The following is a 25,201-nucleotide window of genomic DNA, read 5'->3' on the forward strand; positions in this document are numbered from 1 at the left end:
CTAAGTTCTCAATTTGTTCGACCGTACCTTTGAGGATCTCATTCATGGCCTTTGGGCCGCCGTCTTTGCTACGACCTTCGGCAATTTTTTGTAATTCGCGCTCAGCTTCTTCAATAATTTGCTGCGCGTTTCTACCTTCTGGGTTGCGGGTTGTTGTTTGCAATTGGTCGGCAGTAATCAGCAGTTTGCGCGCGATCGATTTTTCTTGCACTAGCTGCGCATAGGCTTGAATATTGGCCGCAGAGGGAGTGTTTTCGGCCAATTCGGCAAGGTATTTTAAACCGCCGATGCGCTCCAGTGCGCCAAGGTTGAGTAGTTTGCTTTGCAGGGTGACAACATCACGCGGCTGCTGTTCTTCCACTAGAATTTCAAGGGCACGAAAAATTTGCCGATGCTCGTCGCGGTAAAAATCGTCAGCGCCAATTAATTCGGCTACATCATCCCAGCGGTGATTGGCTAAGAGTAGGCCACCAATAACGGCTTGTTCGGCTTCGAGTGAGTGCGGTGGTAATAATTGTTCGAGGTCTAGCTCAGGGAGTTCAGTGGCAAACTGTGGCTCTGAATCGGCCGCCTGATCTTGATCGGGTGCGGCAGAAAAATCAATATGCTCGTCAGGGGTCATGGCATGGAAACAGTCGGTTTACTTGAGCGGCTGAATAGCTTATCACTTTGCTAGATAAACAAAAAGCACAACCCTGCGCTAAATAGGCTTAACGCAGTTTGTGCTTTTGCAGCCAGCCAGTTGAGCTGGCCGATAATCCGTCTAGGTATTAAATTAAGCTTGTGCGACGATGCTTAGCTTAATTGTCGCGGTTACGTCAGAGTGCACCTGAACGTCAACCTCAAACTCACCTAGCTCGCGAATAGCGCCATAGGGTAAGCGAACTTCCGCTTTGCTTACTTCAACGCCAGCAGCGCTGATCGCGTCAGCAATATCGCGGGTGCCGATCGAGCCAAATAGCTTGCCTTCATCGCCAGCGTTCGCTTCGATGCTCACTTCAAGCTCGTTCAGTTTAGCAGCACGGCCTTCGGCGCCGGTGAGCTTTTCGGCGGCAGCGGCTTCTAGCTCGGCACGACGGGCTTCAAAATCTGCTAAGTTTTCTTTGGTTGCTGGAACAGCTTTGCCAAAAGGAAATAGGAAGTTACGACCGTAACCGGCTTTCACTGAAACCTTGTCACCTAAGTCGCCAAGCTTACCTACTTTTTCTAAAAGAATAACGTCCATTACGTCACCTCATTTTTCAAATGTGTTTTGCTTATTGAGCCGCGCGCGAAAATTTATCGAAACGTCTAGCAGCGCAATCAGCACTAATATTAAGCGTAAAAAGTCGTTCAGGATTAGCAGTAGATAAAAAATCACATACCAATGCTGCTTTAACTTTTTTTGCATGCCAAACCAGTGACAAAAAGCGAGGCCGCTAATTAACAGTGGAAACATGCATATCCAAGCCCAGGTCATCATTGACGTATCAATGGTTAAAAAACCTAAACTTGTTAGCGTATACAACAATGTATCTATTTTCCCCAAACGAAGCTCGTGAAACTCACGTTGAAATCCGCCTGGATTAAATAGTTTGGCTTGCCATGAGCGTGATAGCACGATGCCAAAAAAACACATCATGCTAACCATCGAGCCCCAGATGCCAGCCATAAAGCGGCTATTAAGGCTGTCGGTTAGCAGCGTCATCAGCGCTGCATTGCCGGTTGGATTGCCGTTGCCCATAGGTGCTTGTAGCTGCTGCAAAATGTTTTGCATAAATGCAACTTGCTCAAGCAGTACCGCTTCGAAGAGTAATAACATCACGCTTGAAGCTATTAATGCACTGATTGTCAGTGCGAGTAAGCTAAGCGCCCACGAGCGAGAGGCTCGCAGGGTTTCACTTACCAAAAGGGTGCTTAAGCCCAGCAACACAGGCATAAATGCACTGCCTAGCTGATAACCTATGGTGCTAGCGGGAATCAACGCTAACAAACCAATAGTGGCGCTTTTAGTGGCGCCGAGTCGCAAGGTTAGCAAAGCTAAACCAGCGACCGCTAATATATTAATTGGCCAAAAAATACATCCAGCGCTGAAACATATAATGACAAACGCTAGTGCCTGACCTTGCCCCCGCAAAAGCCATTGAGCAAGAGGGAGCATCATCTCAACGCAAACTTATTTGTGTTGATCAGTGTACGGAATCAGTGCCAGGTGGCGCGCACGTTTAACGGCAGTGGCCAATTGGCGCTGGTATTTTGCACTGGTGCCAGTAATGCGGCTAGGTACAATTTTTCCAGTTTCCGAAATATAAGCTTTTAAAGTTTCGATATCTTTATAATCGATTTGCTCAACGCCTTCAGCGGTGAAGCGGCAAAATTTTCTACGACGAAAAAAGCGAGCCATACTATTCTCCTTTCTATCCTATCAGTTATGCGTCAGCGGCAGCTTCAGTCGCCGGAGCTTCTTCAGCTTTTTCTTCTTTGCGTGGTGCGTCATTTTGACGGCGCGAATCACGGCTTTCTTTCTCTTTATCCGCTTTCAGGATTGGAGATTCTTCGGTTACAGGCTTATCGGTGCGCATAATCAAATTACGGATAACCGCATCGTTGTAACGGAAGTTAGTCGATAATTCATCATGCGCGGCTTGAGACATCTCAACATTCATTAAGACATAGTGCGCTTTGTGAATTTTGTTAATAGGGTAAGCAAGTTGACGACGGCCCCAGTCTTCAAGACGGTGAATGCTACCGCCATCCGACTCAATGGTACTTTTGTAACGTTCTACCATTGCTGGAACTTGCTCGCTTTGGTCCGGATGAACCAAAAATACGATTTCATAATGACGCATTCTGTGTTTCCTTTTGGTTATAGTCTTCTGGTAATGCGTAGCCAGTAAGACAAGGAGGTTTTCAAGCTGAGCAGACAGAGCTGATCGAGCCGGCTTAAATCAAGAGCGCGAAATATACAGAAGGGTTGGTTAAAATACAAGCAGAAATTATGCGCTGCTTTAGTGTGACTGGCGTTGGCGCTGCATTTCGAACAAGCAGATGCCGGTGGCGACTGAGACATTCAAGCTAGAGACGCTACCTTGCATAGGCAGCTTGGCTAGAAAATCACATTTTTCGCGCGTCAAACGGCGCATGCCTTCGCCTTCAGCACCCATTACCAGCGCCTTACTGCCGCTAAGGTCGAGTTGATACAGAGATTGCTCAGCTTCGCCCGCGGTACCGATGATCCACACGCCACGCTGCTGAAGTTGCTCCATCGTTCGAGCCAGATTGGTCACCGGGTAAATGGGCATCACTTCGGCCGCGCCGCAGGCAACTTTACGTACGGTGGCGTTAATGCTGGCCGATTTATCTTTCGGGAAAATCACCGCATGCACGCCCGCTGCATCTGCGGTGCGTAAACAAGCCCCCAGGTTATGTGGGTCGGTTACCCCATCCAAGATCAATAATAGGGCGGGCTCATCCAATTGATCGAGTAAGTCTTCTAGGCTCTGTTGCTGTTGATCAAGCTTGGCTTGCAACACCACGCCTTGATGCCGTTCACCTTGGGACAGCTTATCCAGCTGTTTGCTATTGACGGGTTCTAGCTTTACTTGCTGACGCTCGGCCAGTTTGATCACTTGTTGCAAACGCTGATCTTGGCGACGACGGTCAAAGTGTAAAACAATGACATGCTCAGATTTNTGCTTCAGAAAGCTTTGCACGGCATGAAGGCCATATACAGTGTGCATGGTGGTTTATCGTTTTCCGCGTTTCTTGGGGGCTTTACCGGCACTGCGTTGTTGCTTGCTAGCATGTTTAGCCTTGGTTTTTTTTGCGCCGGCCTTTTTGCTACGACGTTTGGGGGTAGGGCTTTTCTTGTCGGCAGGCTTTTCGCTGCGATAGTCTGTGGATTTGGCAGCGCGTTTTCGCACTTTGGCAGCAGTTTTTGTGCCTGTGCGACGCGATTTAACCGTTTGGTGTTGCTCTACTAATAGATGAACACGGCGATCCTCCAGTTCAACCTTGCTGACCTGAACGGCTACTTTGTCACCCAGTTGAAATACTTGATGACTGCGCTCGCCGGTAAGTCGCTGGGTGGCTTGGTCGAAGTGAAAAAAGTCATCGCCTAGATTGCTAACATGCACTAATCCTTCAACAAATAAATCATCTAGCTCAACAAAAAAACCAAAGCTTGTAACCGCGCTGATACTGCCGCTAAAGTGAGAGCCCAAATGATGGCTCAGATATTCACATTTTAAGTAGGCGCTCACATCGCGGGTGGCATCATCGGCGCGGCGTTCTGCCATAGAGCAATGCTCACCGAATTGCACAAGCTGTTCAAGACTGTAAGGGTAGTAGTGTTGTTGGCCATTTTTCTTAGCTGTGGCGGCATGGCGTTTAATGGATTTTGAGGTATTCTCGCTGTAAAGGCAGGCACGGATAGCGCGATGCACAAGTAAATCAGGGTAGCGTCGAATCGGTGAGGTAAAGTGGGTGTAGGCTGGATAGGCAAGGCCAAAGTGGCCTTGATTTTCAACTTGATAAACCGCTTGGCTCATAGAGCGCAACAGCATGGTTTGAATCACGCTAATGTCATCGCGGCTCTGAATACTGGCTAGCAGCGCCTGATAATCGGATGGTTGCGGCTCTTCATCGCCACCAAGGGCTAGACCTTTTTCAGCTAAAAAGCTGCGGAGATTGGCCAGTTTTTTAGCGTTAGGGCCTTCATGCACACGGTACAGCGCAGGTATTTTTTGCTTTTCTAAAAAGCGAGCCGTCGCCACGTTTGCCAATAGCATGCATTCTTCAATCAGCTTGTGCGCATCGTTTCGCACAATCGGCACAATGCTGTCTATTTTGCGCTCAGGGTTAAAGATGAAGCGTGTTTCGGTGGTTTCAAAATTAACGGCACCCCGCTGCTCACGTTTTTGTTTTAGCGTGCGGTACAGGGTTTGTAGTTGATCAAGGGGCTTCAGTAAATCTTTATAGGCCTCACGGATGATGGAGTCCGTTTGACCCTGTTCGGCCAATATTTTACCGACCTCGGTATAGGTTAGCCGAGCATGCGAGTGCATCACCGCTTCGTAAAAACAGTAGCTGGATAAGTTGCCGGCTTTGCTGATAGTCATCTCGCAAACCATGCATAGCCGATCAACCTGAGGTTTTAACGAGCATAGGCCATTCGATATGGCTTCTGGCAGCATCGGTATCACGCGTTCTGGAAAATAAACTGAGGTTGCTCGATTCAAAGCTTCTTCGTTTAGCGCTGAGCCTAACTGTACATAATGCGAAACATCGGCGATGGCTACCCATAGGCGCCAGCCGCCAGAGCTGGATTTTTCACAATACACAGCATCATCGAAATCGCGCGCATCCTCGCCGTCGATGGTAACAAGCGGTAAATGCCGTAAATCGATTCTGCTGGCAATATCTTCTGCCGAGGGTTCTGCCGCTAACTGATTGGCTTCGTTGACGACAGCGTCAGGCCACTGGTGCGGAATATCATAGCTGCGCAGTGCAACTTCAATTTCCATGCCTGGCTCGCTGCTGGCCCCCAAGATCTCGGTGATCACCCCTTTCGGGGGGCGATAGTGGTCAGGCTGACGAGTGATATCCACCACCACCAAGGTTTCATGCTCAGCTTGTAAGCCGCTTTCTGTATCGACAATAATGCTGTGCTGATATTTTGGGTTATCTGGAATCACCCGAGATTGTCGGCTATCTATTAATAATTTGCCGACGATGCGCTCGGTGTGACGAGTGGTGACTTGAACAATATCGCCCTCAAGTTTGCCTTGCCGACTGGTGTGGGTAATATTCACCAAGGCAATGTCGCCATCAAACACTTTACGCATTTCGCGTGCGTTTAAAAAAACATCCTCGGCGTGTTTGCTCTTATCGAGTGGAATCAAAAAGCCAAAGCCGTCTCGATGGGCGCTGATTTTGCCTTCGATTAACTGCTCGGCGTCAGGTACTGAAAATAGGCCTCGCGCACTGCGTAAGAGTTGGCCTTCACGCTGCATTGCAAATAAGCGTCGTTGCAGTGCTTCAAATTGCTGCGCATCAACAGCTAGCAGCTTGGCTAATTGACGGGTGCTTAGTGCTTTATCTGCTTGCTTTAGAGTGGCGGCAATAAGTTCACGCGAGGCGATAGGGTGATCATATTTTTTCGCTTCGCGTGCAGCGAAAGGATCATTGGGTGGCGAAGTTGAGTCTGTCATGCAGTCCTGCAAATGCGATTAAAACCATGTCTCTGCAGAACCGTATATCGATATTATGACTTATCTTGGTCAAATAACTCGCAACCTTCAATAAACTCTTGCAGCTGTTGTGCGTCTGGCCATTGCTTGCGTTCAGTGAAAAACTGCAACGCATATTGTGCATCGCTTTTGCTATCAAATGGCCCTACATCTAAACCCTCGCGGGTTTTAAAAAACCAACGCTGATGATCAGCATATAGGCGTTCGCTTCGATCAGAGCAATCAAGTGCGAATTTACTAGCCTTATCCTGCTCGCGTGATTTAGCTTGAAATAAGTTGTTGAGCATAATGACCGCCTCTGTAAAGTTAAAGATAAACGATAAAAACGAACAACTGTTATGAGTGTAACCAATAAAACAAAAACTGTGAATAAAACCGGCAGAATTAGGCTGTAAAATACAAGCTTAGTAAGGGGTGGTTGAACGTCCGTATTCAACCGTGGGGTGAGAAGCTGATAATGCGAGTGAAAAATTAGCTGCTCGCGCTGCTTAAGCCGCGCGGATGTAGTACTCGGTTGCTGAGGTGCAACCTGAGGCATTTAGCGCGGCAGATTTAACAATCGCTAACATACGGTTGTTTTGATCATATAAATAGGTTTTGCAGCCTGCTGCGCGCACGCGATTACCCGCGGTGTTGCTTAAAATTGCCCGAAAGTGCGCATAGTTTACGCGCCGAAAGCTCTGTTTGACTGAAGGTGCTTGCGCCGACCGAAATTTCGACAATATCTGCTGTAAAGTTTTTTTCATCTTGACCACCACATTTGTTGTAGCTGAAGCTGCTAAATTTTATAAACAGAGCTGTTGAGCTAACTGTTTTTTTATACAGTATATGTTTGTTTGTACAGTAGTCAACAATTTATTGGATAAATATACAGTATTTTTGTTATGCCAGTTTTGTACAATACTGGCTCATTTGATTTGATAAGGTTTTCTTATGCAGCTATTACGGCATTGTTCTTCGTCACATCTCTTAATTTTTGTGCGCATCCTATTGTTGTCCTGTGTAAGCACTCAGGTATTTGCCGATTGCCGGCGTGACGATATTAATGCGCATTGGGTCTACAGCCTTGAAGTTGCTGGGCAGCTGCATGCACTTGGTAGTGCACAGAAAGTTGCCTTATCAGATACAGCGCTATGTATTGTGGATCGCGATGATACGCCGCAATCTGAATTGCTTAAGCATGACCAGCAGCTATGGTTGCTGGAATATAGTTTGCCAGAGTCCTGGTTTGCACTTCAGCAGCCACTGCCATTGTCGGTAAAGCGTTTGTCAGCGTGGCCAGAGGCTGCAGCGAACGATGCTGTTAATTGTGCGCAAAACTTAGTGCTGCAATTAAATCAGCCGTTTCAACCAGCAGCAGATAGCTGCTTGGCACCGTTGTCTGGTTTAACGCTATCGGCACAACTGTTCATGTTGGATGCGCTGCAGCAACAGGCCGTGAAAAAAGAGAAGAAAAATTTCTGGGATTTTGAGAAGGCAAACGAAGCGGCGCTTAAGCGCATGAAAAAGTTTTAGCAGTTTAAGTGCTATCTAGATTGAATTTATAAAGAGTCACTTTATAGAGAGTAACGCTTTAAAGTGCATCACTTCATGTTAAGCCAGCAAAGCAGTGCATTTAATCGACGGCGTCAACTTTAACCAAAAAACACAAATCTTTGCCGGCATGCGGGTGGTTACCGTCGAGTACCACCTCGCCAGCATCAATGGCGCGTATCGTAAGCGCTTGTTTTTCACTGCCATGCCCGGTGAAAATCACCATACCTTCGCTAAGATCTTCCAGCGTTTCTAGAGATGCCATTGACACCCGTTGCACCGCAGCAGGGTCATATTCGCCATAGGCCTCTTGCGCGGCTAGCGTCAGCTCAAATTCATCGCCAGCTTGCCGCTCGATAAGCGCAGCCTCCAATGCTGGAAAAATTTGACCTTGACCGAGCACAATCTTCATTGGCTGATCGAGGTCATCGAGCAAATTGCCGTCAGTGTCAGTCACGCTATAGCGAATGGTCAGGGTTATTGGTGTAGCGCTATTTGTCATGCTCGGCTCTCTGTAAAAGCGCATAGTGTATAGCTTGAGGCGCCAATCAGGCAATTGCTAGTTGCTAATGTGGCCTTGAGGGGTGAATTGTCGTATAAAGTATATTGAGTGAATAAATAAACTTTCTATAATTGATAAGGTCTGTCGATATGCGTTTCAGTTTACGCCAAGTTGAGGTGTTTCTAGCCGTGGCACATTGCGAGAATATGACTAAGGCAGCGACGCAGCTGGCGATGAGTCAGTCTGCAGCCAGTTCAGCTTTAAAAGAGCTTGAGTCACAATACGATGTCAAACTGTTTGACCGTATCGGCAAGCGTTTAAAGCTAAATGCGCACGGCGAGCGAGTCAGAGAACAAGCGATTGCCCTTATGCAAAGTGCAGACGAGTTCTCACGTTCTATCAGTCAAGATCAGGGGCTAGGCGATTTGCATGTTGGTGCAACATTGACGATCGGCAACTATTTAGCCGTCGATATGGTGGCAAAATTTATGCGCCAACACCCACAGTCACACATAGATCTGACGGTGTCGAATACCGAGCACGTGGTGCAGCAGCTGCTGAATTATGAAATTGATATTGCCTTGGTTGAAGGCGAGCTGAATCATATCGATGTTGCAGTAACTCCTTGGTTTGATGATCGGCTGTGCATTATCTGTGCGCCAGAACATCGGCTGGCTCAGCAGGCTGTTATCAGTGATGCCGATTTATTAGCCGAGTCATGGATTACACGCGAGTCTGGTTCAGGCACGCGGCAGGGCTTTGAACGCGTTATGCACGGTATCATGAGCGATATTAAGATTATGTTAGAGTTAGAGCATACCGAAGCAATTAAACGCGCGGTGCGATCAAATCTTGGTTTAGCCTGCTTGTCTGAGATTGCAGTCGAGGATGAAGTTACGGAGCAGAAGTTGGTCAAATTGCCAGTGGTTGGTAGAGATTTGAATCGAGGTTTTTACTGGTTAATTCATAAAAAACGACAATCCTCACAGCTGTTGAATTATTTTATTGAGGAGGCAGTGTTGCCGCTGAATGCTTAGCAAATAGTGAAATAGTAGCTTGTTAATGGCGTTTTTTCTGTTCGCAGTCCGCGCAGTTTGGAATCTTTAGCATCACAATGCAGCCAAGGCAAACAATGATAACGCAGCACAGTTTGACCCAACTATTCGCAAGCGTCAGCCAAGCAACGCCTAAACCTAATAGCATCATACTCATAGCTAAATATTTAACGCTTGCAGCTACGCAGCGGTGCTGTTCCCAGTTGATAATTATTGGCCCGAACACAGCATGCTCACGTAACCATTTGGCGTAACGCGGGTTGCCGCGACTAAAGCTCCAAGCGGCAGCGATTAAAAAAGGCGTGGTTGGAAAAACCGGCAAAAACAGGCCGATAACCCCAAGTGTGACCATGGCTAAACCCATAAAATTAAACAGATATCTTCGCATGTGAGAATAAGCCTGCCGTCAACGCTGTTGTAATTATCTGAATGTAGAGGTTTTACTTAGCATATATGAAAAATAAAAAATTTGCCGATACGCCGAACAAACGTTTTATTAAGCTATCCGGTATGTCGGTTAAGCTGGCCAGTAAGTATACCCAACATAAAGTCTCTGATTGGTTAGGCAATAGCCCGGATGAGGATCAGCTCTATGCTGAGCTTGGCGAGCAGGTTTTATCAACGCTAGGGCAGATGAAGGGGGCCGCGATGAAGCTGGGGCAGATTGTGGCGCAAATGCGTCATATATTGCCAGATGCCCTGGCCGATAAACTTGCCGAGCTGCAGTTCTATGCCGAGCCGATGGATATTTCGGTCATTGTTGAGCAGCTGCAGCAGAGTTTAGGTTTTAGTCCCAATCAGCTCTTTGCTGATTTCTCCGAGCAGCCTTTTGCTGCGGCCTCAATTGGACAAGTACATCGTGCGACAACTCACCAAGGTCAAGCAGTAGTAGTGAAAGTGCAGTATCCCGGCGTCAAGCGATCTTGCCACAGTGATCTGCTGCAGCTGAAGCGATTATTTAAACTTAGCGGCTTATTGAAAATCGACCAGCAGGCACTGGATGAAGTATTCGCTGAAATTGAGGCAGGCCTAATGCGCGAACTCGATTATTTACAAGAGGCCGATAACCTAAGGCGCTTTGCAGATTTTCATGCTGCCAACGAAAACATTGTAATACCTGAGGTGATCAGCGAGCTGAGTTCTGACACCGTATTAACCTTAAGTTTAGAAGAGGGTGATCGCTTACATGAGCTGGATAAAAAGGGCTATGGCGAAAGTTTAAAAAATCAATTGGCGCAAACATGGATGGAGTCTGTGCTGCAAGAAGTCACGCAAATGGGTGAGGCGCATTGCGATCCTCACGCCGGCAATTTTGCATTTCGTAAAAACGGCCAAGTGGTGATTTATGATTATGGTTTAACCGCAGACATGCAGGGTTTAGTGATTGATCACTACCTTGATTTATTCGAGGCTACAACCGAGGGTGCGTTTGACAAAGTTGACGACATTTTGATTGAGTTAGGTGTAAGAGATGCAAATTACCCCGCAGTTGAGCCCAGTGTATACCAAGATTGGTATGACAGCTTCTTTGTGCCATTTTTACAGCAAACCAATATGGCAGAGATTTTAGCGCAGCTACATCAACAAATAGATGCGCATATGTCTCAGTTTTTATCCTTGCGGGGGGTATTTAAACCCTGTGCAGAAACGTTATTCATTAACCGCATCATGGGTGCACATGTGTTGAATTTAGCGCAAATGCAAATCAGCGTAGATTTGCGGCCGTTATTTAGCCGCTACTTTTATATTGCCGCTGATGACTAGTCGTGAGCGTTACGGTAAATGGTTTCTCAGGGTATTGCATGATTGGCAGATGAAAGTGATTATTATTTACATGATTTTGCAGGGAAGATGTGGCTAAAATACCTGAAATTCAGATTACTAGAGCAGTAGAGCGATTGAATTTCGGCCCATCAATCAGTATGATATCGCCGGTTTTTGTATTTCAACCTGCGTCATGAGGGTTGATTGTTTTAATCATAAGGGGTAAATCATGCCAAAGATCAATCGTTATGTTGATATCAGCGAAATCGATCGCGAAGCCAAGAAAGACTATATTGACCGTCATTCACCGTTTGTAAAATGTGCTGCAGAAGCTGCTGCAGGTGAGCGTTTTGAAGTGACAGTTCAAGTAGGCGATGCCTATGAGCATCCCGATGATATGGATCATTACATTTCAACGGTTACGCTTTACAACAAAGAAGATAAGTTAGCTGAAGCGACATTCTTTGCTGGTAGCCAAGGCGGACAAGACAAAAAAGGCAACACTACAGCAACATTTACCGTTGTGTTAGAAAAAGATGCTGAGTTAGTTGCGCACTCTTTTTGCACCAAGCATGGTTTATGGGAATCTGACCCAGTAGCTGTAAAAGTTGCATAAAAGTCGCGTTTAAATGGCGGGATCAATTGATCCGCTTGCGCGCTATCAGCTAATGCTTAAGCGCGTGAAAAAACCCAGCTGAATAGACGCTGGGTTTTTTTATGCCAGCAATACACTGAGAAGCTCCACAATGAAGGCATCGCCGAAGTTATCGCAAATACATCAATGCCCCTGTTGCAGCGGTAAGCTCTTTGCGCGTTGCTGTGCGCGATTTTTAATTCAGCAACAAACGCCAAAAACCGCAGAGCAGCTTATGCGCTCGCGCTTCAGTGCGTATTATTTAGGTGGTTTTGGTGAGTACTTACTATCAAGCTGGCATCCAGCCACTGCGGGCGAATTAACAGCCTTGCAGTTGTCAGTAAAAGCTCAGGATTGGCAGCGCTTAGAATTGCTGAGTAAATCGCAGCAGGGCGATAAGGCGCAGGTTGAGTTTAACGCGTTTTATCTTGAGCAGCAGCAGCTCAAAGTCATGCATGAAAATTCGCAGTTTGTTAGGTTAGCTGGCCGCTGGCTGTACTTAGGAGGCGAGGTCAGTTAACGGCCAATGCTGACGCCTATCAAGACAAACAAAAAACTATTCGAGAAGACTATATGCAGCTAACAAAAAGCAGCTAACGGTATGCAGCTCTTGGTCTTAATTTGTAAATGGCTTTGTTGTTAAGGGCTCTAGATATTAATAAGCTGTAAAAAGTCTGTTTAAGCAAGAGTATCTAGGGCCAAAAATCAGCTGGCGAAATCGAGTACGGCTGACTCTATAAATTGCCAAAAAATATCTTGCTCGGCCAGCGCATTGCCCAGTTCAAAGGTGCAATCTGTAACATCTTGTTGAATCGTAGCCAGCTGGGCCGGCACATCTTCTTGTAGATGTTTACCGCTGGCGAAAAATAGCGGATAGATATAAAAATGCTCGGCACCGAGGGCGCGNTTTCTCAGCACTTCCTCATGCAATGTGGGCGAGGCCAGTTCCATATGCGCGAGGCTGATGCCTAATTGCTGAGCGTCGAGTTTATGCGATAGCTGCTCCACCCCTGATTCAAGATGTGTTTGCCAGTGCTCGTTGCGGCTGCCATGAGCCAGTAAAATAATGTGTCGTTTATGCATGGGCAATCTACGGCTGCAGCCTGCGTATAGACCAGTTATCGCCGGCATCTTGGCAATATTCAAAACGGTCATGTAAGCGCTTGGCGCCACCTTGCCAAAACTCGAATCGTGTGGGCTTGATGCAATAGCCCCCCCAAAAGTCAGGTACATCAATGGTTTCGTGATTAAAGCGCTGCTCTAGTCGCGAATACTCCGCCAGTAGTGCGGCACGTGATTCAATCGGTTGCGATTGCTGAGAAGTCCATGCCGCAATTTGACTGGCTTTAGGGCGACTTAAAAAATACGCCTGATTTTCAGATGCATCAAGTGGCTCGGCTTGGCCACTGATAATGACCTGCCGCTCTAAACTAAGCCAGGGAAAGATTAAACTCACGTGTTTGTTGATAGCCAGGTCACGCGCTTTTTTACTGTGTAAGTTAGTAAAAAACACAAATCCCTGCGATGAAAATGATTTTAATAACACCGTGCGCTGACTAGGTAGCCCGTCGCTGTCTACAGTGGCTAACATCATTGCTGAGGGGTCAGCAATATCTGCTTGTTTAGCATTAAGATACCATTGCTCAAACTGCTGTAGCGGATCGTTCAACATTTGCTCGCGGTGCAGGACTTGCTCGCCAGCCTTGAGATACTCGCGTCGCTCGTTATGAATATCCATGATGATCTTTCTTTTTAATCGCTTGAATAATGATATTATGGCAGCCAAATGAATTTTCAGCTATGACTTTATTAAGGAGTAATATGTCAGCACGTGTCTTAATTACGGGTGCCGCCAGCGGTATCGGCTTGGCTTTGGTTAAACAATATTTGGCTTTAGGTTATTCAGTGTTGGCATGTGCTAGGCGCTCTAGTCCAGCACTGCTAGAAACTGCGGCTGAGGTCATTGATGGTGTCGATGTCACCGACCCTGCTGCGATTTTATCAATGTTAGAGCAGCTTGATGGTCGGTCGATTGATATCTTAATCAATTGCGCTGGTCTGCTATCAAACGAAAGCCTTGATGATATGAACTATGCGCGTATTCAGTCGCAATGGGAAATCAACGCGCTTGGCCCGCTGCGTATCACTGAAGCGGTGCTGCCACTGCTCGAAGCAGGCAGTAAAATTGCGATGATTACCAGCCGTATGGGCTCGATTGCCGACAATACCTCTGGCTCTCGCTATGGTTATCGTATGTCAAAAGCCGCGCTGAACGCCGCCAGTAAAAGTTTGGCCGAGGATTTAAAGTCACAGTCGATTGCGGTAGCGATTATTCACCCAGGTTTGGTGTCGACAAAAATGATTGGCTATCAGGGCGACGTAAGCCCTGAGCAAGCCGCTAGCCGGATTATTGCCCGCATCGATGATTTGAATGGCGATAATAGCGGCACATTTTGGCATGCAAACGGTGATACATTGCCATGGTGATGCCGTAAAACTCAGCTATTCTAAGCGCAACAACAGTATTGAAAGAGAAATATATGGCAGGCGATAAAGCGGCAAAGCATAAGGCTTCAATGCAGAAGCAGAAAGAAAAAGTTGATGCTGGCATCGAACAAGCAGACGAAGAGCGCGGCGTAGTAGTGCTGGTTACTGGAGATGGCAAGGGTAAATCGTCATCTGCCTTTGGTATGGTCTTACGTAGCTTGGGCTATGGCCATAAAGTTGGTGTGGTGCAATTTATCAAGGGTGTGCAGCTTTCTGGTGAGGAAATCTTTTTAAAAGAAAAAATGCCCGAAGTTGATTTTTATCAAATGGGCACGGGTTTTACTTGGGATACACAAGACCGCACTGCTGATATTGCTGCTGCGGAACGCACCTGGGAGCAGGCTGCTCGCATGTTGTCAGACCCTAGCCTTGATTTAGTAGTACTAGATGAGTTGACCTATATGTTAGCTTATAAATATCTGGATGAGGCGATGATTATTGATGCAATCGAGCAGCGCCCGGTTGAACAATCGGTGATCGTCACCGGTCGAGGCGGCGGCGCAGCTATTCGAGCCTGTGCTGATACCGTGTCTGAAGTCAAAGATGTTAAGCATGCATTTCGCGCAGGGGTGAAAGCTCGCCCAGGGGTAGATTTTTAAGCGCTAAAAAAGTTTGTCGTGCCTTAGATGCGATTGAAGAAGTGCACCGTGGCATTATCTTGCTCCCAATAGCTGATGGCATTAAGGCTGGCATAGTCAATTTGTAAACTGGTTAACCAATTACAGCGTTGGTGGTCAATTCGTAATGCACTTGCAAGGGCGGCTTTGATTACCCCAGCATGGCATACGACCAATACAGTTTTTTCTGGGTGTTGCTTAATAAGTTGCTGCACAGCTTGCTCAACGCGTTGTTGAAAGTCGAGACTGTGTTCAGCATTCGGCGGCGTAAAATCAAAAGGCTGAGCAAAGTATGTTTGCATTAAGCCGGCTTTTTGCTGCCATAACGCAGCAATATTTTCACCGTCCCAATCACCAAAGTCTATTTCGGCAAAATTGGCATCAATGCTCAGAGGTATGTGCTGAGCTTGGCTTAAATCTTCGGCAAATGCAGCGCAGCGTTTAAGCGGCGAGCTAACAATATAATCAAAGCTGATGCTATTGGCCTGCGCTTGCATTGCATCGTAGCCACTAGCCATCACAGGCCAGTCAGTGCGACCGAGTAAATGCTTCTGTTCGGTCACTTGGCCATGTCGGAGAAAAAATATTTTAGTCATAAGTAAGCAATATATTGCGTGATTTACGGTATGGTTTGAAATCGCTATTTCATGCAGAAGTAGATTGGTTCTTGATCACCATCGGGCAGCCAGCGACAGATAAGGTGACCGTATCTGCCATTGCCGCAATCGCTTGATGCAAAAGCCCGCAGTGATCTAAAAATTGTCGGCTTAAGGCATTCATGGGTGTCACCCCTAAACTGGTTTCATTCGAGACTAGGATAATATGGCCAGCAAAGTTGCTCAGGCTGTTAATCAGTTGTTCTTGTATAGCTGGCCATTGCTCGCTATTTTTTTCTAGATGATTACTTACCCAAAGTGTTAGGCAATCAACTAAAATACAATGCTGGCCGTTGTTTAGTGTGTCAATCGCTGCTGATAAGTGAAGCGGCTCTTCGATGGTCTGCCAATGATCAGGGCGTAACCGACGATGGCGGTTTACTCGTGCCAGCATCTCCTCGTCATGATACTGTTTGTTTGCCGTAGCAATATAATGTGCTGCGGTAAAATTCGACTCTACCTGCATAAGCTTTTGTTCAGCCAATGCGGTTTTGCCTGATTTCACACCGCCTAATACCAGTTCAATCATAGACTATGTCCCATAGAGTGCGATGCATAGATCGACACCATAAACGCATAGATAACCAATTCACTTAATTGCTGGCAGGCTCCTAGGGTGTCGCCGGTATAGCCATGAATATGATGTTTTTGCCAGCCCGCAAGTAATAGCGTTGTCAGTAAAATGAGTAATGCAAAATAGCTGCTTAGAATCACTGATTGCAATAGTAGATAAGCGAGAGTGAAGCACAGCGCGATACTCAGCATAAATACAATACCGTCACTGCGCGATGGTGCATCACTAAGCTGCGAAAACTTTTGCTGGCTGGCTACACTGACATACGACAAGAGAAATATCATGCTGACGCTGATGGCGCGTGATAGCGTCTGGGCAATAACAAAAATTAACACAATATGCCCTGCATTCAGTGCGCTTAGCTCTATGATGGCAATCAGCTTAAAACTCAACACAGACCATAAGGCTAAACTGCCGTAGCTGCCTATGGCTGAATCTTTCATAATCTGTAATTTTTTTGCCGTATCAAAGCCGCCATAAAAGCCGTCTATACAGTCGGCCAAGCCGTCCTCATGGAAGCCGCCGGTGATGCATAGTGATGCAATCATTACACAGCAAGCGGCCAGCCACAGTGGCAAAAAAAGCGTGCTTAACCAAAATACAGCCGACAGCAGTAGCCCGATTAGCGCGCCAACAGCTGGGTAGTAGCGTTTTGAGTTGGTTAGAGCACTAGCGTCTGTGCTTTGCAGGCTGGCGGGAAGGTGATGCACCGGCAAGCGGGTTAATGTTGCCGTGGCCAGGCAAAAGTACTGCAGTTGTAATATCAAACGCTGTTTAACGGCGACCATTACACTGCATCAATGCCGGCATGTTCAAAACTTGCCATATCATTATAAAAGCTCTGTGCGGCGTAGATAAGGTTCATCGCAAGCGCCGCTCCGGTTCCTTCACCCAAGCGCATACCTAGCTGCAACAAAGGTTTGGCCTGTAAATGTTGCAGCATCCGTTGATGCCCTGCTTCCTCAGAGCTATGGCAAAATACCATATAGTCGCGAGCCGCTGGCTGAATCTGCACCGCGGCCAGTGCCGCTGCGCTGGCAATAAAGCCATCAACTAAAATTAGCTTACCCAGCGCTGCAGCATACAGCATGGCCGCCGTCATTTGCGCAATTTCAAAGCCACCCAGGCGGCGTAAAATTTCTAACGGAGAATCAAGATGTGCTTGATGAAAGCTCAGTGCTTGATTGAGCAGTTCTGTTTTGCGCGCAAACTGTTGGTCGTTAATGCCGGTACCTCGGCCGACACAGTCGCTTATCGGAAGATTTAAGTAGGCAGCCATCAGCGCGGCGGCTGAACTGGTGTTGCCAATGCCCATTTCACCCAGCGCGATAATATTACAGCCACTTTGATGCAGTTGATCAATCAGCTGTTTTGCAAATTCAAAGCACTGATTAAGCTCGGCCTCGGTGATGGCAGGCGCTGCGACAAAATTAGCGCTACCCTTGCCGACCCGCTGATTAATTAAATTCGGGTGGTCAATGGCCTCAAGCACACCAGCATCAATAACTTTTAACTGCATATGGTTGAGTGCGGCAAAGCAGTTGATAGCTGCACCTTGGGCTAAAAAATTATGCACCATTTGCTGGGTTACAAGCTGTGGGGCAATACTGATGTCTTCAGCGGCGATACCGTGGTCTGCAGCAAATACCAGCATGCAGGGTTTTTTGATACTAATACTTTGCGCTTGATCTAGGCTGCAAATGCTGGCCAGTTGTGCCGCGAGATCTTCGAGTTGTCCTAGCGCGCCGGGCGGCTTGGTTTTATTGTCGATGATAGCCTTTATGGTAGTGGCATCAGCCTGAGGAGGGCAAATATCGGGGATCGAAAGCGGAGTACTCATAGCGTCTCTGAATATGTTGTAGCAGATAATATTATCACCTTAATTGTGACAGCTTGATAGTGCAATCTACGGAAATCGCTAATGAAAAACTCGGCCTGCTTGGCTATACTGCGACACCTTTTGAGAATAACTTCAAATCTTATGTCGTCAGCTGATTCTGAGCCATCATTGCACGCCTTCAGTGAGCAAGATAAATTAGTGGTATACAAGGCCATGGCTGAGCGTCGTGATATGCGTCACTTTAATGGCAAGCCGCTGGCTGACAGTATCTTGCAGAATATTTTATCAGCAGCGCATTTAGCCCCAAGCGTCGGTTTAATGCAGCCTTGGCGCTTCATTCGTATTCGCCAGACTGACTTGCGCCAGCAAATGGCTAAACTGGTTGAGCAGGAGCGCCTAGCAACGGCAGAAGCTATGCAGCAGCGACGCGATGAGTTTTTGAAGCTCAAGGTTGAGGGCATCTTGCAGTGCTCAGAGCTGTTAGTGGCAGCCTTGCCAGATGGCCGTGAGTCGCATATTTTTGGTCGCAGAACTATGCCCGATATGGATCTAGCCTCCTTGTCTTGCGCTATACAAAATATGTGGCTGGCGGCTCGCGTTGAAGGCATAGGTATGGGCTGGGTCTCTATCTTTGACCCTGAACAATTGCGTGACTTATTGCATATGCCATCCGGTAGTAAACCAGTGGCTATTCTATGCATAGGCCATGTTGATGCTTTTTATTCTCAGCCCATGCTGATTGAAGAAAACTGGGCGCAGGCCAAGCCGCTGGATGAAATGCTCTATGATAATCATTGGGGTCAGCTGCCTCAGCCCTAGCGTTGCCGCGAGCAGTGTAAAATCAAAAATTAGATCACAATATCTAAAGCATACAGATTTAAAATAACGTGCAGTAATAAGGAACATTTATGCCGTTACAACATCCCGCCGACAAGCCAAAGTTTGNCGGCTTGTGTAAGCGATTAGCTCGGTTTCGCCCCATTAAATATCTGCTTGTGTTTGTTGGCGTGTACGCATTGATTGGCTTTTTGCTGATACCGCTCGCCATCAAGGTGGCGGCGCCCTGGCTGGCGAGTCAATACTTAAATCAACGCCAACTGTCGATGGACTGGCCCTATGTAAATCCCTTTACCATGCGCATCGCGCTGAAGCAATTGGCGCTTGCAGACCTAACTGAGAAGCCTCTTGCCTCGCTGGATAATCTCACTGTAGATGTGGCCTGGACCAAGCTGCTGCAGGGCCGGCTAGCTATTCAGGAGGTCAGCGTATCAGGCGTACAACTGCATCTGGCTTACATCGATGAGCAACGCCTCAATATTGAGGATTTATTGCAGTTATATCGGCCAACAGCCGCGGATGATAAAACCGATACGCGCTCAGAAAATACTGCGCACGATGCTCAAGCAAATGAGGCCATGCCTGTAGACGTAACCTATGTTCAGTTAGAGAATATACAGCTATTGCTGCAATCTCAGGCTGAGTATGACAGCGATTCAGCTCAGCAGACTATGCCGCAGGCCGAACCGATCTTGCAGCTAGGGCAGTTGAGGCTAGAACAATTAAATTATCTTGCTGATCAACCCAGTCTAACGATTCAGTTGATTAGTATGATCAATAGTGAGTTTGCCGCGCAGCGCAATGCTAATGGGCAAATGCGCTTTATCAAGTTGCTTGCTGATGCTGGTTTGATGCAGGCTGATGCATCAGGCGCAGCAACAGAGCAAGTCTCGGCTACGCCTGCGCCTGTGTCACAGGCTGAAGCGGAGAATAAGGCCGAAGATAACGGTAGTGCGAACGAGACAAACACAGCGATGCTGCAAATTGCTGAGCTCAGTTTACAAGGCAATGCGCTTCGCTTTACCGACTTGGCTTTATCGAAACGTGTTTCGTTTGCGCTAGAAAATATTGCTGTAAGTTTGCAGTCGATATCCTTGCAGCCAGAGCGCGAGATACCGTTTAAATTTTCATTACAGTTGCAGCGTGAGGCATTGTCCAATCAGCTAGCCGTAGACGGCGTGCTGCAATTCAATCCTGTGTTGGATATTCGTGCACAGCTGCAATCAAAACTGCTGCAGCTGGATTTGCTGGAACCCTATTTGCTTGAGCACTTTCCAATCAGCCGTGTGACAGGCAATATAGCGTTTGATAGTGAGCTGGCAGTAAGCTTAGATCAGCGGCAGGCTTTAGAACAATTAAGCCTGTCAGCGCAGTTTCAGTTGGCCGATTTTGCGCTTGATGATGCCAAACAAAAGACGGTAATCGGATTGCAACGATTGGCTGCTGACGCGATAGATATTCAACGCAATCCTGAGACAAATACGTTCAGCGTTAATAGTCTCGTGATTGAGCAGCCAAAGCTTAAGTTGCACCTTGATGCGCAAGGGCAATCGAATATTGAACAGTTATTCATCGCTCGTACTAGTGATATCGAACAAGCGGAAAAGTCGGCTAAGCAACAGCACCCTTCAAAGACTGAGCATGAAAACGCGGCAGCTGCAGCGCCGCTGCTTATCAACCTGTCTGAGTTGACCGTGCGAGAGGGTGAGCTAAGCCTTATTGATCGACAAGTCACGCCTCATCTTAGTCTGCAAGTTAAGCCTTGGCAGCTCACGATGCGCAATTTAGCCAGCACACTTGAACAAGCCGCTGAGTTAGACTTTAGCGCTGCGATCAATCAAAGCGCTAAGGTAAAGCTTAGCGGTGAAGTATTACCGCTGACTGACGCAGCCAGTGCTAAGCTGAGCTTTGCGTTGACTAATTTAAGCTTGCCGGGCTTTTCAGGCTATGCCAGTGAATATATCGGACGTGAGATCAGTCGTGGAAAATTAAATTTTACCGCAGACTATGCGGTTGAAAATCATCTGTTGCAGGCTAAGAACCATATTGAATTGATTAAAGTGCGATTGGGTCGTCGGGTTGATAGCGAACAAGCGACTAATATGCCTGTCGGCTTAGGCTTAGCGTTATTAAAAAATCCAAAAGGTGAGGTCATTATTGATATGCCGGTGAAAGGGCGTTTAGACGATCCGAACTTTAATTATTTTGGTACGCTCTGGAAAACCAGCTTGAACTTAGTATTAAAAGCGGCAGCCTCACCGTTCAAGCTGCTCTCCGGCATTGTAAACCCCAATGAGTTGAGCATTGTTAGCTACTACCCAGGACAAGCCAAGCTCAGCGCTAAAAGTGCTGAACAGCTCAAGCAGTTAACTCAGCTGATGCGAGACCAAACTGCTCTGACTGTCGATATCGAGGGCTGTTATGACGCCACAGAAGATGCGAAGTATATGAGCAATGGGGGTGACAATCGTTTGCACAAATTAGCCAAGGCGCGCGCGCAGCTGATTTATCAAGCATTGATTAAAGGCGGCATCAGCGCAGAGCGACTTTTTGTGAATGCGGTGAATACGTCGGCTGAGCTGCAGGCTGTTGCTAATGATGAAAAATTTAGTCAATATATTGGCTGCACACTGATTATTGAATAAAGGGAAAATTAACAAGGAGAGCAATATGAGTGAAGCAACTGAAAGCATAAGTGAGGGTATTCATCTAGTCACTGACAATGTTGATAAATACTACGACCAGGCGATTGGTTTAGGTATTGAATATGCGCCTAAATTTATCATGGCTATTGTCACATTATTTATTGGCTTTTGGATTATTAATCGCGTTGTGATGTTAATGCAAAAGGCTTTGTTTGCGCAGAATGTAGATGAGCCACTGGTTTATTTTCTGAGCAAGCTACTGTCGGCAGGCTTAAAGGCCTTATTATTAATTTCAGTCGCGTCGATGATTGGTATTGAAACCGCATCATTTATTGCCGCGTTTGGTGCAGCTGGTTTAGCCATTGGTTTAGCCTTGCAGGGCAGTTTAGCGAACTTTGCGGGCGGGGTGTTAATTTTATTTTTCAAACCTTACCGCGTTGGTGACTTGATTGAAGCGCAAGGGCATCTCGGCGTGGTTAAAGAAATACAGATTTTTAATACTATCTTAACCTCGCCACAAAATCGTCGCATTGTGATTCCTAATGGCGCGATGTCAAATGGTTCGATCGAGAATTATAGTTCAGAAGGTTTGCTGCGTGTCGATCTAACGGTTGGCGTAGCATATGACGCTGATTTGCAAAAAACTAAGCAAGTGTTAGAGGCGATTTTGGCGAGTGATCAGCGCGTGGTGGAAGACCCTGGATTTACCGTTGCAGTATCTGAGTTAGGCGATAGCTCAGTGAATTTGGTGGTGCGTCCCTTTGTTAAGGTAGATGACTATTGGGATGTATATTTCGATGTCACTGAAAAGATGAAGTTGGCGCTGGACGAAGCTGGAATATCAATTCCATTCCCTCAGCGCGATGTGCATTTAATTAAAGCTGATGCATAAACATTTTAGATAAGCTAACAAACTGAGAAAGCGGCCTAGGCCGCTTTTTTAAGCGATGATTTTCTCGTTACGACTCTTTATTCTCGCTAAACTCGCCGTCTAAACTGTCCAATGGGAATTTAGCCTTTGCCCAAGTGATATCTTGTTCAAGTGTGAATTCAAAGGGTCTTGGATGGTCTTCGCTGTCAATGATGTGGTGCAAGAAGTCATTTGCCTTTTCAGGGTTGTACACTCGCCAGATCACCTCGCGTTGGCCATCTTGGGTGATGCTGGCAAGATATAGTGCATTACCTTCTGCGCGTAACTGTTTATCTAGGCGCTCTTCAAACTCAACCAAAAGCTGCTGCTCGGCCTGTGAGGGCATATTATCTTTGACAGTCTGCTGGCACAGAATTAAAACTGATAGATGCCAGGCGAAGGGGGTTTTATGCTCGAAATCTTTGACTGCGGCGTTAACCATCATTACGCCAGGTTTGTCATCTTGACTGAACTCGATAAAGGATAATTTTTCTTGCGGCAGCACAACGCTGACTGTTTCGGTAGAGGCCATACAATACTCTTTCTATTCGTTGGACTGGCATAGTATTGAAACAGTACGTGAGAAACAATCAAAAAAGATCGGAACTCTTTGACTGAATGACGCTCATATTGAGTGATTATTCAGTTTATGCAAGGTTAGCAATATGCCTCAAGATTCCATCAAAGTATCTGATAAAGTGGTTAAAGACTTAGTGCGCGGTTTAAATCCGGTTACTGGGCAACCGCATTTTGAGCAAGCCAAAGATAATACGCCGCTGCTTAAGGCTGTGATGCGCAGTTTTAGGGTCAATAGCTTTCAAGGTAATCTGGTGAATTTAATGCAGGAAGTTGCTGCCGATGATCAACCCTTAACATTGCTTAGCCCTGTGCAGCAGCAGTATTTGATTGTGGATTTTAGGCAAGGTCTAGGGCTTAAGGCCTTAGTTGAAGCCTATGCGATACCTGCACAGCTGGTTATTGCCTATTTAATTGAGGCTGATCAGATTAGCGCAGCTCAAGCGGCTTTTTTCTGTGCCAGCATTCAGCGTCGGTTGGGGCAGCAGCTGGCCGAGCCAGCAACGGTCATTTCATTATCTGCACATCGCAGTCGCGCAGATTATGAGGCTGCTAAGGTTTGATCACCGGGCGCCTGCTGTAAGGCCTGCATAACGTCGCGGCCAGCCTGATATAGAGTTTTGATTTCGCTGTGAAAAAACATCTTCTTGCGTTCGGTCTGCACCACTAAGACGCCAAATAGGCCTTGGTTTTGCACCAATGGGATGCCGATAAAGCTCTGAAAACGCTCCTCTCCCGAGCCCTCAATATGAAAATAATCGGGGTGCTGTGCCGGCATTTTGACTGCAATCGGTTTCTTCTCTCGCGCACACAGGCCAGTTAAGCCTTGCTGATAGGATAAATAAGCACCTATTGCACTGCGGTTAAGGCCCGCTGAGGCTGCCAGCTGCAGTCGCTGTTTGGCCGGTTCAGCAAGGTATAAGCTGCAAACCTCTACCGCCAGCCGAGTTTGCAAACTTTCGATCATGGTTTGCGTTTGTTCAGGTGAGTGCAACATTTAAACTCCTGAGGTGAAAAAAATTTAGCGCAAAAAAATATGCAGAACTCAGGCCAAGAGCTGCATTCATGTCAGGCACATTTTAATTGAGCGCTATTTGAACAACGCCTCGATAGTCCGTAGAATACGCCCCTTTTTCACGCAGCTGTCAGATGCGCCACAAGTAAGCGCTTAGCGAGACCCTTTATGAATTTTGAATTAAGCCCTGCGGGCAATGTAAAAAACGATTTATTGTCTGGATTAACGGTGGCTTTAGCCCTAGTGCCAGAAGCTGTTGCGTTTGCCTTTGTCGCCGGTGTTGAACCATTAGTGGGGCTGTATGCTGCATTTTTGGTCGGACTGATCACCTCAGTATTCGGTGGTCGGCCCGGCATGATCTCCGGTGCTACCGGTGCCTTGGCCGTTGTCATGGTAGCGCTAGTGGCTGACCATGGCGTTGAATATTTGTTTGCCACTGTAGTGTTAATGGGTATTTTACAGCTGATTGCGGGTTGGCTTCGCCTGGGTAAGTTTATTCGCATGGTGCCACATCCGGTGATGCTGGGCTTTGTTAATGGCCTAGCGATTGTGATTTTTTTAGCCCAGCTGACCCAGTTTAAAGCCCCCGACAGTGCCGGTGTTATGCAGTGGCTGCAGGGTGGCGAGCTGTATGTGTTGCTCGCCCTTACCGTCTTAACGATGGCAATCATTCATTTTTTACCCAAGCTTACGACGGCGGTGCCATCGGCGTTGGCTGCGATTGTGGTAGTCAGTCTGCTGGTAATTTTTGCCGATATCGATACCAAAACGGTTGGTGACGTTGCGCCGATTGCAGGTGGTTTCCCCAGTTTGCATATACCCCAGGTGCCGCTTACCTTGGCAACGCTGCAGATTATTTTTCCCTATGCCTTAGTGCTGGCTGCGATTGGCCTTATTGAGTCGTTGTTGACCCTGCGTTTGGTTGACGAGATTACCGAAACACGTGGGCGCGGCAATAAAGAGTGCGTGGGGCAGGGTTTGGCGAACGTTGTGACCGGATTTTTTGGCGGCATGGGCGGCTGCGCGATGATTGGTCAAAGTATGATTAATGTGAACTCTGGCGGACGCGGGCGTTTATCGGGTATCACGGCTGCGCTGTGTTTGCTGGCTTTTATTTTATTTACCTCCTCTTTAATTGAACAAATTCCTGTTGCTGCGCTAATTGGCGTCATGTTTATTGTCGTGATTGCCACCTTTGAATGGTCGAGCTTTCGAATTCTCAATAAAATTCCTAAAACCGATGCCTTTATTATTGCCTTGGTCTCC

31 protein-coding genes are annotated in these 25,201 nt (G+C 47.0%); 12 read left to right on the top strand and 19 right to left on the bottom strand.

What is annotated here, in order from left to right; translation table 11 throughout:
- The 9 genes from HRU21_04545 to HRU21_04585 form a co-directional block, all read right to left on the bottom strand.
- Positions 1-622, bottom strand: a 622-nt coding sequence (locus tag HRU21_04545) for a replicative DNA helicase (protein ID NRA41561.1), incomplete at its 3' end; no start/stop codon positions are given.
- Between the two features lie 153 nt (positions 623-775).
- Entirely contained in the window at positions 776-1,225 is a 450-nt protein-coding gene (gene rplI, locus HRU21_04550) for a 50S ribosomal protein L9 (GenBank protein NRA41562.1), read from the bottom strand.
- A gap of 9 nt (positions 1,226-1,234) precedes the next feature.
- On the bottom strand, positions 1,235-2,017 hold the full coding sequence (locus tag HRU21_04555; protein ID NRA41563.1) for a DUF2232 domain-containing protein: 783 nt from the start codon (positions 2,015-2,017) through the stop codon (positions 1,235-1,237).
- A gap of 138 nt (positions 2,018-2,155) precedes the next feature.
- Positions 2,156-2,383 (bottom strand): 30S ribosomal protein S18, encoded by a 228-nt coding sequence (gene rpsR / locus HRU21_04560; protein NRA41564.1) that lies wholly within the window; start codon positions 2,381-2,383, stop codon positions 2,156-2,158.
- Between the two features lie 25 nt (positions 2,384-2,408).
- Positions 2,409-2,828 carry a 30S ribosomal protein S6 gene (gene rpsF / locus HRU21_04565; protein ID NRA41565.1) on the bottom strand — a complete coding sequence of 140 codons (420 nt, stop codon included), beginning with the start codon at positions 2,826-2,828 and terminating at the stop codon, positions 2,409-2,411.
- Positions 2,829-2,987: 159 nt separating this feature from the next.
- Positions 2,988-3,719 (bottom strand): 23S rRNA (guanosine(2251)-2'-O)-methyltransferase RlmB, encoded by a 732-nt coding sequence (gene rlmB, locus HRU21_04570; protein ID NRA41566.1) that lies wholly within the window; start codon positions 3,717-3,719, stop codon positions 2,988-2,990.
- A gap of 6 nt (positions 3,720-3,725) precedes the next feature.
- Entirely contained in the window at positions 3,726-6,191 is a 2,466-nt protein-coding gene (rnr, locus tag HRU21_04575; GenBank protein NRA41567.1) for a ribonuclease R, read from the bottom strand.
- 53 nt (positions 6,192-6,244) lie between these two features.
- Positions 6,245-6,517 carry a hypothetical protein gene (locus HRU21_04580; GenBank protein NRA41568.1) on the bottom strand — a complete coding sequence of 91 codons (273 nt, stop codon included), beginning with the start codon at positions 6,515-6,517 and terminating at the stop codon, positions 6,245-6,247.
- Between the two features lie 201 nt (positions 6,518-6,718).
- Positions 6,719-6,976 (bottom strand): hypothetical protein, encoded by a 258-nt coding sequence (locus HRU21_04585; GenBank protein ID NRA41569.1) that lies wholly within the window; start codon positions 6,974-6,976, stop codon positions 6,719-6,721.
- A gap of 187 nt (positions 6,977-7,163) precedes the next feature.
- On the opposite strand from HRU21_04585, the gene HRU21_04590 reads away from it, so the two are divergent.
- A complete protein-coding gene (locus HRU21_04590; protein ID NRA41570.1) occupies positions 7,164-7,745 on the top strand; it encodes a hypothetical protein in 582 nt (193 codons plus the stop codon).
- Between the two features lie 100 nt (positions 7,746-7,845).
- On the opposite strand, the gene HRU21_04595 is transcribed toward HRU21_04590, so the two are convergent.
- Positions 7,846-8,265 carry a peptidylprolyl isomerase gene (locus HRU21_04595; protein ID NRA41571.1) on the bottom strand — a complete coding sequence of 140 codons (420 nt, stop codon included), beginning with the start codon at positions 8,263-8,265 and terminating at the stop codon, positions 7,846-7,848.
- A gap of 149 nt (positions 8,266-8,414) precedes the next feature.
- Here HRU21_04595 and HRU21_04600 point away from each other — a divergent pair, with 149 nt between their 5' ends.
- Positions 8,415-9,302, top strand: coding sequence for a LysR family transcriptional regulator (locus HRU21_04600; protein ID NRA41572.1), 888 nt, complete (start codon positions 8,415-8,417; stop codon positions 9,300-9,302).
- Positions 9,303-9,324: 22 nt separating this feature from the next.
- Here HRU21_04600 and HRU21_04605 read toward each other — a convergent pair whose 3' ends face one another.
- Positions 9,325-9,708, bottom strand: a complete 384-nt coding sequence (locus HRU21_04605; GenBank protein ID NRA41573.1) for a YbaN family protein — start codon at positions 9,706-9,708, stop codon at positions 9,325-9,327.
- A 65-nt stretch (positions 9,709-9,773) separates the two neighbouring features.
- Between HRU21_04605 and HRU21_04610 the strand changes: the two genes are divergently transcribed.
- The 3 genes from HRU21_04610 to HRU21_04620 all read left to right on the top strand — a co-directional run bounded on the left by HRU21_04610 (position 9,774) and on the right by HRU21_04620 (position 12,238).
- On the top strand, positions 9,774-11,084 hold the full coding sequence (locus tag HRU21_04610; protein ID NRA41574.1) for an AarF/ABC1/UbiB kinase family protein: 1,311 nt from the start codon (positions 9,774-9,776) through the stop codon (positions 11,082-11,084).
- A gap of 229 nt (positions 11,085-11,313) precedes the next feature.
- Entirely contained in the window at positions 11,314-11,700 is a 387-nt protein-coding gene (locus HRU21_04615) for a dethiobiotin synthase (GenBank protein ID NRA41575.1), read from the top strand.
- A gap of 130 nt (positions 11,701-11,830) precedes the next feature.
- On the top strand, positions 11,831-12,238 hold the full coding sequence (locus HRU21_04620) for a hypothetical protein (protein ID NRA41576.1): 408 nt from the start codon (positions 11,831-11,833) through the stop codon (positions 12,236-12,238).
- A 185-nt stretch (positions 12,239-12,423) separates the two neighbouring features.
- Here the strand turns inward: HRU21_04620 and HRU21_04625 are convergent, their stop codons facing one another.
- Positions 12,424-12,801 (bottom strand): CbiX/SirB N-terminal domain-containing protein, encoded by a 378-nt coding sequence (locus HRU21_04625; protein NRA41577.1) that lies wholly within the window; start codon positions 12,799-12,801, stop codon positions 12,424-12,426.
- 7 nt (positions 12,802-12,808) lie between these two features.
- Positions 12,809-13,456: a pyridoxamine 5'-phosphate oxidase gene (gene pdxH / locus HRU21_04630; GenBank protein NRA41578.1), complete on the bottom strand. Its 648-nt coding sequence runs from the start codon at positions 13,454-13,456 to the stop codon at positions 12,809-12,811.
- An 83-nt stretch (positions 13,457-13,539) separates the two neighbouring features.
- On the opposite strand from pdxH, the gene HRU21_04635 reads away from it, so the two are divergent.
- The gene (locus HRU21_04635; protein ID NRA41579.1) at positions 13,540-14,205 is read left to right on the top strand and encodes an SDR family oxidoreductase; all 666 of its coding nucleotides are present in this window, start codon (positions 13,540-13,542) and stop codon (positions 14,203-14,205) included.
- 53 nt (positions 14,206-14,258) lie between these two features.
- Positions 14,259-14,864 carry a cob(I)yrinic acid a,c-diamide adenosyltransferase gene (gene cobO / locus HRU21_04640; protein ID NRA41580.1) on the top strand — a complete coding sequence of 202 codons (606 nt, stop codon included), beginning with the start codon at positions 14,259-14,261 and terminating at the stop codon, positions 14,862-14,864.
- Between the two features lie 23 nt (positions 14,865-14,887).
- On the opposite strand, the gene HRU21_04645 is transcribed toward cobO, so the two are convergent.
- Genes HRU21_04645 through cobT form a run of 4 tightly spaced genes read right to left on the bottom strand, consistent with a single transcriptional unit; the run spans position 14,888 to position 17,952 of the window.
- Positions 14,888-15,478 (bottom strand): histidine phosphatase family protein, encoded by a 591-nt coding sequence (locus HRU21_04645; protein NRA41581.1) that lies wholly within the window; start codon positions 15,476-15,478, stop codon positions 14,888-14,890.
- A gap of 49 nt (positions 15,479-15,527) precedes the next feature.
- Positions 15,528-16,067 carry a bifunctional adenosylcobinamide kinase/adenosylcobinamide-phosphate guanylyltransferase gene (gene cobU / locus HRU21_04650; protein ID NRA41582.1) on the bottom strand — a complete coding sequence of 180 codons (540 nt, stop codon included), beginning with the start codon at positions 16,065-16,067 and terminating at the stop codon, positions 15,528-15,530.
- Positions 16,064-16,900 (bottom strand): adenosylcobinamide-GDP ribazoletransferase, encoded by an 837-nt coding sequence (locus HRU21_04655; GenBank protein ID NRA41583.1) that lies wholly within the window; start codon positions 16,898-16,900, stop codon positions 16,064-16,066. Before HRU21_04655 ends, cobU begins: the two co-directional genes overlap by 4 nt.
- Positions 16,900-17,952, bottom strand: coding sequence for a nicotinate-nucleotide--dimethylbenzimidazole phosphoribosyltransferase (cobT, locus tag HRU21_04660; protein ID NRA41584.1), 1,053 nt, complete (start codon positions 17,950-17,952; stop codon positions 16,900-16,902). Before cobT ends, HRU21_04655 begins: the two co-directional genes overlap by 1 nt.
- Before the next feature lie 141 nt (positions 17,953-18,093).
- Between cobT and bluB the strand changes: the two genes are divergently transcribed.
- The 3 genes from bluB (at position 18,094) to HRU21_04675 (ending at position 22,326) form a co-directional block, all read left to right on the top strand.
- Positions 18,094-18,771, top strand: coding sequence for a 5,6-dimethylbenzimidazole synthase (gene bluB, locus HRU21_04665; protein NRA41585.1), 678 nt, complete (start codon positions 18,094-18,096; stop codon positions 18,769-18,771).
- An 89-nt stretch (positions 18,772-18,860) separates the two neighbouring features.
- Positions 18,861-21,434, top strand: coding sequence for a DUF748 domain-containing protein (locus tag HRU21_04670; protein NRA41586.1), 2,574 nt, complete (start codon positions 18,861-18,863; stop codon positions 21,432-21,434).
- A gap of 25 nt (positions 21,435-21,459) precedes the next feature.
- On the top strand, positions 21,460-22,326 hold the full coding sequence (locus tag HRU21_04675) for a mechanosensitive ion channel (protein ID NRA41587.1): 867 nt from the start codon (positions 21,460-21,462) through the stop codon (positions 22,324-22,326).
- Positions 22,327-22,393: 67 nt separating this feature from the next.
- Here the strand turns inward: HRU21_04675 and HRU21_04680 are convergent, their stop codons facing one another.
- Entirely contained in the window at positions 22,394-22,876 is a 483-nt protein-coding gene (locus tag HRU21_04680) for a DUF695 domain-containing protein (GenBank protein NRA41588.1), read from the bottom strand.
- Positions 22,877-23,009: 133 nt separating this feature from the next.
- Here HRU21_04680 and HRU21_04685 point away from each other — a divergent pair, with 133 nt between their 5' ends.
- A complete protein-coding gene (locus HRU21_04685) occupies positions 23,010-23,483 on the top strand; it encodes a hypothetical protein (GenBank protein ID NRA41589.1) in 474 nt (157 codons plus the stop codon).
- Here the strand turns inward: HRU21_04685 and HRU21_04690 are convergent.
- A complete protein-coding gene (locus HRU21_04690) occupies positions 23,462-23,917 on the bottom strand; it encodes a GAF domain-containing protein (GenBank protein ID NRA41590.1) in 456 nt (151 codons plus the stop codon). The genes HRU21_04685 and HRU21_04690 overlap by 22 nt on opposite strands.
- 186 nt (positions 23,918-24,103) lie before the next feature.
- Here HRU21_04690 and HRU21_04695 point away from each other — a divergent pair.
- A partial coding sequence (locus HRU21_04695) for a SulP family inorganic anion transporter (GenBank protein NRA41591.1) occupies positions 24,104-25,201 on the top strand: 1,098 nt, incomplete at its 3' end.

Source organism: Pseudomonadales bacterium (genome assembly GCA_013215025.1).
Lineage (GTDB): Bacteria > Pseudomonadota > Gammaproteobacteria > Pseudomonadales > DT-91 > DT-91.

Bases quoted from the DNA above. Each gene is read 5' to 3' on its own strand.
- rpsF (NRA41565.1), bottom strand. From the start codon at position 2,828: ATGCGTCATTATGAAATCGTATTTTTGGTTCATCCGGACCAAAGCGAG.
- HRU21_04635 (NRA41579.1), top strand. From the start codon at position 13,540: ATGTCAGCACGTGTCTTAATTACGGGTGCCGCCAGCGGTATCGGCTTG.
- HRU21_04595 (NRA41571.1), bottom strand. From the start codon at position 8,265: ATGACAAATAGCGCTACACCAATAACCCTGACCATTCGCTATAGCGTG.
- HRU21_04645 (NRA41581.1), bottom strand. From the start codon at position 15,478: ATGACTAAAATATTTTTTCTCCGACATGGCCAAGTGACCGAACAGAAG.
- HRU21_04580 (NRA41568.1), bottom strand. From the start codon at position 6,517: ATGCTCAACAACTTATTTCAAGCTAAATCACGCGAGCAGGATAAGGCT.
- rnr (NRA41567.1), bottom strand. From the start codon at position 6,191: ATGACAGACTCAACTTCGCCACCCAATGATCCTTTCGCTGCACGCGAA.
- rpsR (NRA41564.1), bottom strand. From the start codon at position 2,383: ATGGCTCGCTTTTTTCGTCGTAGAAAATTTTGCCGCTTCACCGCTGAA.
- pdxH (NRA41578.1), bottom strand. From the start codon at position 13,456: ATGGATATTCATAACGAGCGACGCGAGTATCTCAAGGCTGGCGAGCAA.
- HRU21_04675 (NRA41587.1), top strand. From the start codon at position 21,460: ATGAGTGAAGCAACTGAAAGCATAAGTGAGGGTATTCATCTAGTCACT.
- HRU21_04585 (NRA41569.1), bottom strand. From the start codon at position 6,976: ATGAAAAAAACTTTACAGCAGATATTGTCGAAATTTCGGTCGGCGCAA.
- HRU21_04600 (NRA41572.1), top strand. From the start codon at position 8,415: ATGCGTTTCAGTTTACGCCAAGTTGAGGTGTTTCTAGCCGTGGCACAT.
- HRU21_04610 (NRA41574.1), top strand. From the start codon at position 9,774: ATGAAAAATAAAAAATTTGCCGATACGCCGAACAAACGTTTTATTAAG.
- cobO (NRA41580.1), top strand. From the start codon at position 14,259: ATGGCAGGCGATAAAGCGGCAAAGCATAAGGCTTCAATGCAGAAGCAG.
- cobT (NRA41584.1), bottom strand. From the start codon at position 17,952: ATGAGTACTCCGCTTTCGATCCCCGATATTTGCCCTCCTCAGGCTGAT.
- bluB (NRA41585.1), top strand. From the start codon at position 18,094: ATGTCGTCAGCTGATTCTGAGCCATCATTGCACGCCTTCAGTGAGCAA.
- HRU21_04680 (NRA41588.1), bottom strand. From the start codon at position 22,876: ATGGCCTCTACCGAAACAGTCAGCGTTGTGCTGCCGCAAGAAAAATTA.
- HRU21_04605 (NRA41573.1), bottom strand. From the start codon at position 9,708: ATGCGAAGATATCTGTTTAATTTTATGGGTTTAGCCATGGTCACACTT.
- HRU21_04620 (NRA41576.1), top strand. From the start codon at position 11,831: ATGAAGGCATCGCCGAAGTTATCGCAAATACATCAATGCCCCTGTTGC.
- HRU21_04590 (NRA41570.1), top strand. From the start codon at position 7,164: ATGCAGCTATTACGGCATTGTTCTTCGTCACATCTCTTAATTTTTGTG.
- HRU21_04655 (NRA41583.1), bottom strand. From the start codon at position 16,900: ATGGTCGCCGTTAAACAGCGTTTGATATTACAACTGCAGTACTTTTGC.
- HRU21_04615 (NRA41575.1), top strand. From the start codon at position 11,314: ATGCCAAAGATCAATCGTTATGTTGATATCAGCGAAATCGATCGCGAA.
- HRU21_04685 (NRA41589.1), top strand. From the start codon at position 23,010: ATGCCTCAAGATTCCATCAAAGTATCTGATAAAGTGGTTAAAGACTTA.
- rplI (NRA41562.1), bottom strand. From the start codon at position 1,225: ATGGACGTTATTCTTTTAGAAAAAGTAGGTAAGCTTGGCGACTTAGGT.
- HRU21_04690 (NRA41590.1), bottom strand. From the start codon at position 23,917: ATGTTGCACTCACCTGAACAAACGCAAACCATGATCGAAAGTTTGCAA.
- cobU (NRA41582.1), bottom strand. From the start codon at position 16,067: ATGATTGAACTGGTATTAGGCGGTGTGAAATCAGGCAAAACCGCATTG.